13 protein-coding genes are annotated in these 12664 nt (G+C 61.8%); 10 read left to right on the top strand and 3 right to left on the bottom strand.

The features are described from left to right. Positions 1-378: 378 nt before the first annotated feature. Positions 379-693: a hypothetical protein gene (locus Q0341_RS02470; protein ID WP_299510314.1), complete on the top strand. Its 315-nt coding sequence runs from the start codon at positions 379-381 to the stop codon at positions 691-693. Between the two features lie 76 nt (positions 694-769). On the opposite strand, the gene Q0341_RS02465 is transcribed toward Q0341_RS02470, so the two are convergent. Both Q0341_RS02465 and Q0341_RS02460 read right to left on the bottom strand, forming a co-directional pair. After that, entirely contained in the window at positions 770-1969 is a 1200-nt protein-coding gene (locus Q0341_RS02465) for a CoA transferase (RefSeq protein WP_299510313.1), read from the bottom strand. A gap of 8 nt (positions 1970-1977) precedes the next feature. Then, entirely contained in the window at positions 1978-2247 is a 270-nt protein-coding gene (locus Q0341_RS02460; RefSeq protein ID WP_299510312.1) for a DUF3297 family protein, read from the bottom strand. A 121-nt stretch (positions 2248-2368) separates the two neighbouring features. Here Q0341_RS02460 and Q0341_RS02455 point away from each other — a divergent pair, with 121 nt between their 5' ends. From Q0341_RS02455 to Q0341_RS02440, 4 genes are all read left to right on the top strand, one after another. Next, entirely contained in the window at positions 2369-3622 is a 1254-nt protein-coding gene (locus Q0341_RS02455) for an Hsp70 family protein (RefSeq protein WP_299510311.1), read from the top strand. 141 nt (positions 3623-3763) lie between these two features. Next, positions 3764-4948 (top strand): MFS transporter, encoded by a 1185-nt coding sequence (locus Q0341_RS02450; protein ID WP_299510309.1) that lies wholly within the window; start codon positions 3764-3766, stop codon positions 4946-4948. Positions 4949-5002: 54 nt separating this feature from the next. Beyond that, positions 5003-5470: a CoA-binding protein gene (locus Q0341_RS02445; protein WP_299510308.1), complete on the top strand. Its 468-nt coding sequence runs from the start codon at positions 5003-5005 to the stop codon at positions 5468-5470. A gap of 64 nt (positions 5471-5534) precedes the next feature. Beyond that, entirely contained in the window at positions 5535-6818 is a 1284-nt protein-coding gene (locus tag Q0341_RS02440; RefSeq protein ID WP_299510307.1) for an O-acetylhomoserine aminocarboxypropyltransferase/cysteine synthase family protein, read from the top strand. 58 nt (positions 6819-6876) lie between these two features. Here Q0341_RS02440 and Q0341_RS02435 read toward each other — a convergent pair whose 3' ends face one another. Then, a complete protein-coding gene (locus Q0341_RS02435; RefSeq protein ID WP_299510306.1) occupies positions 6877-7563 on the bottom strand; it encodes an FCD domain-containing protein in 687 nt (228 codons plus the stop codon). A gap of 220 nt (positions 7564-7783) precedes the next feature. Here Q0341_RS02435 and Q0341_RS02430 point away from each other — a divergent pair, with 220 nt between their 5' ends. From Q0341_RS02430 to Q0341_RS02410, 5 genes are all read left to right on the top strand, one after another. Beyond that, a complete protein-coding gene (locus Q0341_RS02430; protein WP_299510305.1) occupies positions 7784-8656 on the top strand; it encodes a fumarylacetoacetate hydrolase family protein in 873 nt (290 codons plus the stop codon). 76 nt (positions 8657-8732) lie between these two features. Further along, a complete protein-coding gene (locus tag Q0341_RS02425) occupies positions 8733-9719 on the top strand; it encodes a tripartite tricarboxylate transporter substrate binding protein (RefSeq protein WP_299510304.1) in 987 nt (328 codons plus the stop codon). A gap of 59 nt (positions 9720-9778) precedes the next feature. Continuing rightward, positions 9779-10747, top strand: a complete 969-nt coding sequence (locus tag Q0341_RS02420) for a tripartite tricarboxylate transporter substrate binding protein (RefSeq protein ID WP_299510303.1) — start codon at positions 9779-9781, stop codon at positions 10745-10747. 7 nt (positions 10748-10754) lie between these two features. Beyond that, positions 10755-11228 carry a (2Fe-2S)-binding protein gene (locus tag Q0341_RS02415; RefSeq protein ID WP_299510302.1) on the top strand — a complete coding sequence of 158 codons (474 nt, stop codon included), beginning with the start codon at positions 10755-10757 and terminating at the stop codon, positions 11226-11228. Further along, positions 11225-12664, top strand: a 1440-nt coding sequence (locus Q0341_RS02410; protein ID WP_299510301.1) for a molybdopterin cofactor-binding domain-containing protein, incomplete at its 3' end; no start/stop codon positions are given. The genes Q0341_RS02415 and Q0341_RS02410, both read left to right, overlap by 4 nt.

Genomic DNA, 12664 nt, shown 5'->3' with positions numbered 1-12664 from the left:
AGCAGTGAACGGGACCACGCTGCAGGATGAGCATGGCCCGAATGAAATCGGACAAACGAAACAAGGGGGGATTTGTAGGTCGGTGGCTTTGGCCACCGACATGTCGGTGGTGGACCGAAAACACGTCGGACCTGAAGGCCTGACCTACAAGAAAAGTTTCAAGCCTGCGGCGGCGCGCAGGGCTTGCCCCGCGTGCTGCGGGCGAGGTGGATGCCGAAAATCAATACCTGGATGGACATGGGGTGATAGTGGCCACTTAGGCCAAGTGTGTCAAGTTTGGCGGACTCAAGACACTGATTTGTGATAATCAACGCTCAGTTTTAAGCTACAAAATGTTAATATAAGTGGTTAAATTTAACACCCAACTCATACAAAACCATGAAAAAAATCACCGCCCTTTTGTTTGTCATCGCTTTGGCAGGCTGCGCATCGCCCACTGTTGTGGAAACCCGCAAAGCGGGTGACTCGTCGCTGTCGTGCGAACAGATCAAGACTGAAATAACCGAAGCCGAACGCTTTGAGCGTGAAGCGCGAAAAGAGCGGACAGTCACCGGTACAAACATTGCCGCTGCAATTCTCTTCTGGCCAGCCCTTTTGGGAACTTATTCCAATACTGAACAAGCCATCAACGCAGCACGCGAACGCAAAGAGAATCTGATCAAGTTGGCAGAAAAAACCAATTGCAAAAGGTAAAACAAAAAGGCAAGGCCATGATCCTCTGAAGCATCATCAACGCCAGCCAAGTCAAGCTTGGCTTGGTATGAATGGATCAGGCCACTGCCTTGCTGGCCTTCAATTGTGCAATCTCATCCAAATCCAAACCTAAACCCAACAACAACTCGTCGGTGTTTTCACCTTGCTGAGGCGGCTGAAGGCGCACGCCCAGGCGCTGGCCGTCCATGGTGAAGGGGAACAGCGCAGCGCGAGCGGTTTGGCCCGCTTTGGGGCCGTCGCTCAGGCGCACATCGGCCAAGCCGCCGGTGGCGATCAAATGCGGGTCATCAAACAGTTCTTCGGGTTTGACGATGGGCGCAAAGGGCAGGCCGGAGGCTTCAAAAATGCGGGTCAGCTCAGCGGCGCTGAAGGCTTGCAGGCGGCGGCGCAACTCCGGGATCAGCTCGGCGCGCAACGAGACGCGGGCGTTGTTGTCAAAGTAACGCGGGTCGGCTTTCAGGTCGGCAAAGCCCAGCACATCACAAAACACGGCCCATTGCGCGTCGCTCACGGCGGCCAAGAAAATTTGCTCGCCGTTTTTAACGGTGAACACGTCGTACACCGCCCAAGCCGAGATGCGGTTGGGCATGGGTTCGGCCGCTTGGCCGGTGATGGCGTACTGCAGCATGTGCTGGCCCACCAAAAAGACGTTGTTCTCGAACAGGGCCGATTGGATTTCTTGCCCGCACCCAGTGATGCCGCGCTGGATGAGTGCGCCCAGCACGCCAATCGCGCCAAACATGCCGCCCATGATGTCGTTCACGCTGGTGCCGGCGCGCAAGGGGTCGCCGGGGCGGCCCGTCATGTAGGCCAAGCCCCCCATCATTTGCACCACTTCGTCGAGCGCGGTGCGGTGGTCATAAGGCCCAGGCAAAAAGCCTTTGAGGCTGGCGTAAATGAGCTTGGGGTTGCTGGCCGACAAGCTGGCGTAGTCCAGCCCGTACTTGGCCATAGAGCCGGGCTTGAAGTTCTCGGCCACCACGTCGGCCGTGGCGCACAGGCGGCGCGCCACGGCAGCCCCTTCGGGGCTTTGCAGGTTGATCTGGATGCTTTTTTTGTTGCGGTTGAACATGGGGAAGAACCCCGCCCCTGAGCCGAGCAGATGCCGTGTGCGGTCGCCCTCGATGGGTTCGACCTTGATGACTTCGGCCCCCATGTCGGCCAGCACCATGCCGCAGGTGGGGCCCATGACCATGTGGGTGAACTCGACGACACGCAGGCCTGCGAGCGGGAGTGTTCGTGCGGGGGCGTTCATGCGCAGACTCAGCGGTAAAAGGCCTCGACCTGGCCTTTAATTTTGATCAGCAGGGGCTGGCCTTTGCGGTCCAGCGTTTTGCCTGCGGGCACACGCACCCAGCCTTCGCTGATGCAGTATTCCTCGACGTCGTTGCGGTCTTTGCCATTGAAGCGGATGCCAATGTCGTGCTCAAACACGGCGCGCACATGGTGCGGGCTGCGGGCGTCGATGGACAGGCGGTCGGGCAGCTCAGGGTGGGCAGCGGCGGAGGTGTCGGGGGTTTGGGCTTCGGTCATGGGATGTGCGTGGGAAAAATAAGGAACAAGGGCGATTCTCCCCGATTTGAGGGGGCAGTCGGTGGCAGAATCCTCGGTCCTTCCACGCAGGGCCTGTCCTGGCCTTTCGACACCTTTCCCCATGACCCTCTCTTCCTCCGGCACGCTTGGCATCGATTTCGGCACCTCCAATTCGGCCATGGCTTGGCTTGGCGCAGCGGGCGGCGCTCGCCTGATCGCGCTGGAAGGCGAGGCGCTGGCCATGCCCACTTCTGTGTTCTTCAACGCCGAAGACAGCAGCACGCACTTTGGGCGGGACGCCATTGGGCATTATTTGGAGGGCACCGAGGGGCGTTTGATGCGCTCACTCAAAAGCCTGCTGGGCAGCCCTTTGCTGCTGGAGACCACGCAAATCGGGCACCAGCAGATCAGTTTCCAGGACATCATCGGCACCTTTTTGGCCACCCTGCGCGAGCGCGCCACGCAGAGCCTGGGCACAGCCCCGCGGCGCGTGGTGATGGGCCGCCCGGTTCACTTTGTGGACGAAGACCCGGCGCGCGATGCCCAGGCCGAGGCCTCGCTGCGCCAAGCTGTGCAGGCCGTGGGGTTTGACGAGGTGTCGTTTCAGCTGGAGCCGATCGCCGCTGCGCTGGACTACGAACAACGCCTGACGAAAGAAAGCACCGTGCTGGTTGTGGACTTGGGGGGCGGCACGTCGGACTTCACCGTGGTGCGTCTGGGGCCAGACCGCAGACCACAAGCCGATCGCAGCGCCGACATTTTGGCGACCACGGGTGTGCACATTGGCGGCACCGACTACGACCGTCAACTGAACCTCGCGCAAGTCATGCCGCTGCTGGGCTACAAACACATCGGTCCCGAGCAGCGCGAAGTGCCCAGCCGCGTGTTTTTTGACTTGGCCACTTGGCACCTGATCCACTGGCAATACCAACCCAAAGCCATCGCTCACGCCAAAACGCTGCGCAGCAATTACAGCGACCCGCGTCTGCACGAGCGCCTGATGCGCGTGCTGACCGAGCGCCACGGCCACCTGATGGCGCACGAGGTGGAGCAGGCCAAGATCCGCTGCTCGGTGAGCCGGGCCGACACGGGCATTGCGCTGTCGTTGATCGAACGCGATTTGCAGGCCCGCTTGGGCGTGTCCGACATGCAGGCGCACTTGCACGACTTGTTGGTGCGCACCGTGGCCTGCGCACGCGAATGCGTGCAACGCGCCGGACTGACCGATGCGTCGCTGGACGCGATTTACCTGACGGGGGGCTCGTCTGCGCTTAGCACTTTTCAGACCGCCTTGCAGGCCGAGTTTGTGGGCGTGCCGCTGGTGGAAGGCGATTTGTTTGGCGGCGTGGCGCTGGGCCTGGCTTACAGCCGATAAGCCCAGCATCGGCTGCGCCGCTGCGCCAGTTGCCGCCTGGCCACATGGCATGGCCGGGTCGCGCATCTGCGTGGCGCGCCAGGGTTTCCAGCGCACAATGCCTGATTGACTCATCTTTCGCCACTTGACCCCGGAGAGCGCATGAAAGAAACCCCCTACGCTTGGGTGGTGGTTTGGGCCACCTTTGTTTGTCTGGCACTGATCTTTGGCGTGTCGTATTCGTTCGCTGCTTTTTTTGAATCGTTTGCGACCGAGTTTGCGGCACAGCGGGCCGATGTGTCCTGGATTTTTGGCCTCTCGGGCTTTGTCTATTTTGTGCTGGGCGCGGGCGGCGGCATGTTGGCCGACCGGTTCGGGCCGCGCATCGTGTGTTCGGTCGGCATGGCGCTGATCGCATCGGGTTTGCTGGCCACCAGCTGGGCCACGTCTTTGCTGGCGGTGTATGTGAGCTACGGCTTGTTGGTGGGCCTGGGCATCGCCTTGGTCTACACCCCGTCGATTGCCAGTGTGCAGCCCTGGTTCACCACCCGCCGGGGTTTGGCCGGGGGCATCGCCAGTTCGGGCGTGGGGGCGGGCACTTTGCTGGTGCCGGTGTTGGTGGCCATGGCCATTGGCCCCATGCCTTGGCGCGAGGCGATGCAAGTTTTGGCGCTGAGCGTTTTGGTATTGGGTTTGCTGGCGGCGGCTTTGCTGCGGCGCGCACCGGCTGCCCCATCCCAAGGCGCGGGCGGCTCGGCTTTGGGCCTGACTTTGCGCGAAACCTTGCGCAGCCCGACCTTTCGCTGGCTGTACCTGGCCACGGTGCTGGCTTCGCCCGTGATGTTCATACCGTTTGCGCATGTGTCGGCCTCAGCCCGCGATTTGGGCTTGGGCGAAGCGTTTGCCGTGGGCTTGGTGGGGCTGATCGGCGTGGGCAGTTTGGTGGGACGCTTTGCGATTGGCCTAATGGCCGACCGGCTGGGGCGGGCGCAAACGCTGGTGCTGCTGCAGCTGTCCATGGGCGCTTCTTATGTGCTGTGGGGTGCGGCGGGTGGGCCGTTTTTGTTGGTGATTTTTGCGCTGTGGTTTGGCCTGAGTTATGGCAGCATCGTGTCGCTCTTGCCCGCCATTTGCATGGACTACTTTGGCGGCAAATCGGTGGCGAGTGTGGTGGGCACGCTCTACAGCGGGGCCGCTTTGGGCAATTTGCTCGGGCCTGTGCTGGCCGGCGCGGTGTTTGACTGGAGCGGGCATTATTTGGGCGTGATGGCGGTGTGCGGTGTTTTGTCGCTGTGCGCCACTTGGGCCTCGCAACACATGCAGCGCAGCGGGCAGGCGCGTTACTGACAAGCCAAGCCACGCGCCACACCAGGGCGGTGGCCCGAGATCTGAAAGGATGAGATGAACAACGATTTGCACGCGCTGCGGCGCATCCTCAAAAGTTGCCGCACCGTGGCAGTGGTGGGCCTGTCGGCCGACTGGCACCGACCCAGCTATTTCGCGGCCAAGTACATGCAGTCGCACGGTTTCAAGATCGTGCCAGTCAACCCGCGTTATGCGGGCCAAGAGATCTTGGGCGAGGCCTGTTACGCCAGCCTGGGCGACATCCCATTTCCAGTGGACATGGTCGATGTATTTCGCCGCAGCGAAGATGTGTTGCCGATCGCCGAGCAGACGCTGCAGATCGGCGCAAAGTGCCTGTGGCAGCAACTGGGTGTGGCCAACCCCGAGGCCGATGCCTTGGCACGCCAAGCCGGGATGGATTCGGTGAGCAACCGCTGCGTCAAAATTGAACACGCCCGGCTGTTTGGCGGCCTGAACTGGGTGGGGGTGAACACCGGCATCGTCTCGGCGAGGCGGCTGGTGTGAGGCCAGCCATCGCCCACGGGGGTGGACTCCTGCAAATTCAAGCCAACTTCTCATACCGAAAACCATGACCGACCGCCAATTTCACCCCGAGACCCTGGCCATCCACGCCGGGCAAATTCCCGACGCGGCGACCGGCGCACGCGCCTTGCCCATTTACCAAACCAGCAGCTTTGTGTTCGACAGCGCCGAGCACGCAGCGTCGCTGTTCAACCTGCAGACCTTTGGCAATGTGTATTCGCGCCTGAGCAACCCCACGGTGGCGGTGCTCGAAGAGCGTGTGGCCGCGCTCGAAGGCGGGCGTGCTGCGGTGGCCAGTGCCTCGGGCATGGCGGCCGAAACCATGGCGCTCATGACCATCTTGCAGTCGGGCGACCATGTGGTCGCTGCCGGGGCTTTGTACGGCGGCTCGGTCACGCTGCTGGCCGTGAGCCTGGCCAAGTTCGGCATCGAGACCAGCTTTGTAGACGCCACAAAACCCGAGGCCTTTGCCGCAGCCATGCGCCCCAACACCCGGGCGGTGTACGCCGAGAGCTTGGGCAACCCGAGCATGGTGGTGCTGGACATCGCCGCCGTGGCCGAGGTGGCCCATGCCCACGGCGTGCCCCTCATCATCGACAACACCGTGCCCAGCCCGCTGCTGTGCAACCCACTCGCATTGGGGGCCGACATCGTGGTGCATTCGGCGACCAAATACCTGGCGGGCCACGGCACCACCTTGGGCGGCGTGGTGGTCGAAGGCGGCAAATTCCCTTGGGACAACGGCAAGTTCCCGGGCATGACCGAGCCCTCGCAGGGCTACCACGGCGTGAAGTTTTACGAGACCTTTGGCGACTTTGGCTTCACCATGCGCTGCCGCATGGAAAGCCTGCGCGTATTCGGCGCGGCACTCAGCCCCATGAGCGCCTGGCAAATTTTGCAGGGCGTTGAAACACTGCCGCTGCGCATGCAAAAGCACTGCGACAACGCTTTAGGCGTGGCCAAGTTTTTGCAGGCCGACCCGCGTGTGGCCTGGGTCAATTACCCCGGCCTGCCCGACCATCCGCAACACGCCCTGATGCAGTGCCAGATGCGCGGGGCCTCGGGCCTGTTGGCGTTTGGGGTGAAAGGCGGCTTGGCGCAGGGCGTGACCTTCATCGAATCGGCCCAGTTCATGAGCCACCTGGTCAACATCGGCGACACGCGCACCCTGATCAGCCACCCGGCCAGCACCACGCATCGCCAGCTCGACGACGCCCAGCAACTGGCCGCGGGCGTGCCGCCCGACATGGTGCGCATTTCGGTGGGGCTGGAAAATCTGGACGACATCCTGTGGGACATCGACCAAGCGCTGGACAAGGCCAGCCGCTGAGCCACCCATTCACGGGCACGCGCCCCACCGATGGCGGACCAAAGCCCAAACGGGCCGTTCAGTAATTGAGCAAATTGCGCCGCACATGCACCAAGTGCTCGGTGGCGAGCGCTTTGGCCTGAACCGGGTCTCTGGCCTTGATGGCGTTCAACAGGGCGCGGTGTTCCGCCTGGTAGGCCAAGCGACGCTCGGGCGTGAGGCTGCGTTTTTTGAGCATGCCCCATTCGCCTTGGGCGCGGGCTTGGTTCATGAGTTTGAACAGCCGCGCCACAAATCCGTTGTGCGCAGCACGCGCAATGATTTCGTGGAACATGCCGTCCCACACTTCGAACTCTTCCACGCTGGTGGCCGCTTCGGCACGCGTGCAGCAGTTGTCCATTTGGTCAAAATCGGCGGTGGTCGCATTGCCAATCACCATCTCGATGATGGCGGGCTCCAAGGCCATGCGTGCGTCCATGAGTTCGGCGGGGCTGGTGTGCCAAGCGGCCTCCGAAGTGGCCAATGGGGCTGCCTTTTTGGTGCTTCGGCTCGCCAACACTTTGTCGGTGACGTACGTGCCGCTGCCCACGGTTTGCGCGATCAGGCCTTGCGCCTTCATGTCGGCCAACACCTTGCGCACCGTGCTGCGGCTGATGTGGTACTGCTCGCCAAACTCGCGCTCGGTGGGCAGTCGTTCACCGACCTGCCACTGGCCGCTGTGCAACTGGTCAAGCAAGGTGGCGCGAAAGAGGTAGGAAGTGTCCACGGTGGTTGGCGGGGGGTCAAAAACCAAATCATACCAATGTTGGCCTCGTCCTCAAACCCACTGAAAAGTTCAGCCTTTACCCGTGAAAACCCTCATGCTGATTGTCCTGTACGCGTCTTGACCGGCCTTTCTTAATCCGTATGATGGTTTAAATTGGTTGTGTTTCAACCCATTTTTCACTGGCAAGCGCCAGCTTGCCGCCCGCCTCAGGAGAAGAATTTTGCGCATCGCCACATTTGTTCACAACGGAAAACGCCAAGTTGGCCAGGTCTCGGCCGACGGCCTGCAAGTCACGCCCTTTGCATTGAGTGAGGCGCAAGCCCAGCGTGGCGCACAGCCCCTCATTGAAGCCTTGGTCGCCGGGCTGTCGCTGCCCGCCGCCAGCGGTGCAGCACTGGCCGTGTCCGAGGTCAAGCTCGAATCGCCCCTGCCTGTGCCGCGCCGCAACGTGTGGTGCGTGGGCCGCAACTACCATGCGCATGCCAAAGAGCTGCAGGCTTCGGTCTTCAAAGACAGCAACACCGACACCAAGGCTTGGCCCATTGTGTTCACCAAAGTGCCCGAGTGCGTGGTCGGCCCGACCGACGATGTGCAGCTGCCGGGCGCAGAGGTGTCCGACCAAATCGATTACGAGGCCGAGCTGGCCGTGATCATCGGCCAAGGCGGCAAAAACATCAGCCAAGCCGACGCCATGAAGCATGTGTTTGGCTACACCGTGGTCAACGACGTGACCGCCCGCGACGTGCAGATGCGCCATCAGCAATGGGACATGGGCAAGTCGTTTGACACCTTTTGCCCCATGGGCCCATGGATCGTGACGGCCGACGAAATCGACGGTCGGCAGACCCGCGTGCGCTGCTGGGTCAATGGTGAGTTGCGCCAAGACGGCCCGACCGAGAACATGATTTTCGACATCCCCACCTTGATCGAAACCATCTCACGCGGCATCACGCTCTACCCTGGCGACATCATCGCCACCGGCACACCGGCCGGCGTGGGCATGGGCCTGAATCCGCCCCGCTACATCGCCAAGGGTGATGTGATCCGCGTTGAAATCGATGGTGTGGGCCACATCGAAAACCGTTTCGTTTAAGCCCCGCGTTTCATTTACTTCCCCGTCCCGCCAGCAGGGCTTTGGCCCTGCGCCCCTCACCACAAGGAGACTCCGCATGAACCCAAGAGCACGCATCAGTGCCGTTCTCAGCCTGGCCCTGGCCCTGAACTTGACCAGTGTCGCGCCCACCGCCATGGCCCAGGCCTATCCGACCAAGCCCGTCACGATGGTGGTGCCCTTCCCACCGGGCGGCGTGGCCGACACCGTGGGGCGTCCGGTGGCCGAGGCCATGTCGCGTCACCTCAAGCAAAGCATCGTCGTTGAAAACAAGGGCGGTGCAGGTGGCGGCATTGGCATGGCGCAAGTGGCCAAATCCAAAGGCGATGGCTACACCTTGTTGATGGCCTTGTCGTCATTGGTGGTGCTGCCCGAAGCCGCCAAAATTTTGCAACGCCCGCCCATGTACGAGATGCACCAGCTCAAACCGGTGGCCCGCTTCACGGCCGACCCCACGGTGCTGGTGGTGCGTGCCGACAGCCCCTGGAAAACTTACGCTGAATTCATCGCCTACGCGAAAGCCAACCCCGGTCGCATCAGCTTTGGTTCGTCTGGCAATTACGGCACCATGCATGTGCCCATGGAGCAACTGAAAGCCGTCACGTCGACCTTCATGTTGCATGTGCCCTACACCGGTGCTGGCCCGGCCGTCTTGTCTTTGCTTGGAGGCCAAATCGAAGCCTTGTCGACTGGCCCTGCCAGCGTGCGGCAGCACATCGCATCGGGCCGTTTGCGTGCCCTGGCGCATTGGGGTGACGGCCGCTTGGCCAGCATGCCCAGCGTGCCCAGCTTGAAAGAGTTGGGGGTGCCGATCCAGTATTCACAGTGGGCGGGTTTGTTTGTGCCCGCCGACACCCCAACTGCGGTGATTGACCAATTGCGCCAAGCCGCCAAATTTGCCGCTCAAGATGCCCGCGCCGTGGGCGCGTTGACCGCGGCAGGCACGTCTTTCATGTACCAAGACGCGCCCGAGTTTGAGCGCTTTGTTCAGACCGATGCCAAAGAAATGAGCGCCTTGGTCACCCGCATCGGCAAGGTCGATTGACCCGCCAGCGGTCCACGCCTTGCACACTGCTCACCCCCTCAATCCACCGGAGACAAACCATGATCAACTTTCCTCAAACCCTGAAGCTCGCCGCCCTGACTTTGGCCATGACCTCAGGCCTGGCGCAGGCCCAAAACTACCCCAATCGCGCGGTCAAAATCGTGGTGCCTTTTGCTGCAGGCGGGCCTGCTGACAACTATGCCCGTTTCATTGCACAGCGTTTGGGTGATTCGTTCAAACAGTCGTTTGTGGTGGACAACAAGCCTGGTGCTGGTTCGATCATTGGCACCGACTTTGCGGCCAAGTCGCCCGCCGACGGTTACACCTTGCTGTTGATGTCGAACACCCAAACCGTCAACGAGTCCTTGATCCCCAACAAGCCTTTTGGCTTGATGAAAGATTTTGTCGGCGTCGCCCCGATCAACTACTCCAACTTGCTGTTGGTGGTGCACCCCTCGGTGCCGGTCAAGTCCGTCGGTGAATTGGTGGCCATGGCCAAAGCCCAACCCGGCAAGCTGAACTTCGCCTCTTCCGGCAACGGCACGCCTTACCACATGGCCGGTGAACTCTTCAAATACATGGCTGGCGTGGACATGACACACGTCCCCTACAAAGGCAGCTCGGGTGCTCGCACCGACATCGTGGGCGGTCAAGTCGATGTGATGTTCGATGCCGAAACCACCATGGCTGAATTTGCACGCAATGGCAAAGTGCGCGCTTTGGGTGGCACAGGCTTGGCCCGTTCGGCCAACTTGAAAGAACTGCCCACTGTGGCCGAGACCGTGCCCAAATACGAAGCCACCATCTGGTTGGGTTTGATGTCACCCAAGGGCACCCCGGCCGATGTGGTCAGCAAGCTCAACGCCGAAATGACCAAGATCGTGAACGACCCCGAAGTCAAAGCCACTTGGGCCAAACAAGGTGCCGTGCCTTTGTCGATGGGTGTGGCCGACTTCGAGAAATACCTCTTGGCCGACATTGCCAAGTGGGGCAACATCGTCAAGGCATCGGGCATCAAACCCAACTGATGCGGACATGACGGCGTCGTTTGCATTCGATCTGAATGGGCAGGGCGTGTCGGTGCAGGCCGCGCCCGAGCAAAGCTTGCTGGATGTGTTGCGCAACCACTTGCAGCTCAAGGCCACCCGCATGGGCTGTACGCAGGGCGAATGCGGCGCTTGCCGCGTGATCGTGGATGGCCAAGCCGTGGCGTCTTGTGAAACGCCGCTGTGGTCCGTTGCGGGCAAGTCGGTGACCACCTTAGAGGGCTTGGGCACACGCGCCAAACCGCATGCCTTGCAAACCGCCTTCATTGAAGCGCAAGCCATGCAGTGCGGCTTTTGTACCAGTGGCATCCTGATGTCGGCAGCTGCGCTGCTGCACCGCCAGCCCCAGCCCACCCGGGCAGAAATTGTGCAGGTGCTGGACAAGCACCTGTGCCGTTGCGGCGCGCACAACAGGGTAGTGCATGCCCTTGAAAAAGCTGCGGCGCAGATGGCCACGCCATGAGCCCGGTATCCCTCAAAGCCCAACCCTTGCTGCGCCAATGGCTGGCTTTGCGAGCCGATGGGCAAGTGCAGGCCTTTTCGGGCAAGGTCGATTTGGGACAAGGCATTTCGCACGCGCTGCGCTTGATCGTGGCCGAAGAATTGCGACTGCACCCCGAGCAAATAGACATGGTGCCCGCCAGCACCACGTTCAGCCCGGATGAGGCCGTGACCTCGGGCAGCTTGTCGGTTCAGCACTCGGGTGCAGCACTGCGCTGTGCGGCGGCGCATTGGCGCGAAACCTGCCGCCACACCATGGCACAGCGTTGCGGTGTGCCCGTGGATGCGGTGCGCTGCGAGAACGGGGTCTTCACCGCAGGGGCCACCAGCGCCCACTACGCAGAACTGGTGTCTGAGCACATGTGGGATGCGCTTATTGACCCGGTCCATGTGAACGCCGTGCATGCCCGACATGACCGGTGCGCCTTGAACCCCGCACACACGCCCATCCGGCCCGACGTGGCGGCCAAAGTGTTTGGTGAATTTGAATACATCCACGACCGCGTCATGCCCGGCATGTGCCACGGCAGGGTGTTTCGCCCCGACACGCTCGGTGCCGTGGCGATTGAGCGCGATTTGCTGGATTTGCACGCGCAGTTGTTGTCGCGCGCAGGCGTGCTGGCGGTGGTGCACGACGGCCTCTTGCTTGGCGTGCTGAGCGCGTCAGAACATGTTTTGGGCGTGATTGACCGCCAGATCCAAGAGGGCGTTGCACAAGGCCGTTTTTGGCGTCAACAAGCCGAGGTGCCCGACCCGCATGACGTGCCGGGCTGGTTGAAGTCGCAGCCGCTGGAGACCACGGTCATCGTGGACACCCCAGGCGCGTTGCCTGCAGCCCAAGCGCTGAAGCGCGTCAGCGCCGAATTTCAACGGCCTTTTGTGCAGCACGCCTCCATTGGGCTGTGCTGCGCGTTGGCGCTTTGGCCAGACGCAGGCCAACTTCAGGTTTGGAGCCACACCCAAGGCATTTACAACCTGCGGCGCGACTTGGCACTGGCGTTTGACATGCCCAACGCGCAAGTGCAGGTCACCCACGTCGAAGGCGCAGGCTGCTATGGCCACAACGGCGCAGACGATGTGGCATGGGATGCCGCTTGGTTGGCACGGCAAGTGCCCGGGCGGCCGGTGCGCGTGCAGTGGAGCCGGTCGGCCGAATTGGGCCACGCGCCTTTGGCGCCTGCGATGGCGGTGCGCATCGACGCGGGTTTGGGCGAAGACGGCCAATTGCGCGAATGGACACAAACCGTTTGGAGCCAAGGCCATGGCACACGGCCCGGGCGAGACAAAACACCTGCTTTGCTGGGTGCGTGGCAAACCGCTGCGCCAACGCCGGTGATCATGGCGGTCAATGCCGCGATGGCAGTGGGCGGCGGCTCTGAGCGCAATGCCGAGCCGCCC

The organism is uncultured Limnohabitans sp. (assembly GCF_937889215.1).
Classification (GTDB): domain Bacteria; phylum Pseudomonadota; class Gammaproteobacteria; order Burkholderiales; family Burkholderiaceae_C; genus Limnohabitans_A.
This window is presented reverse-complemented; position numbering and strand designations above follow the sequence as displayed.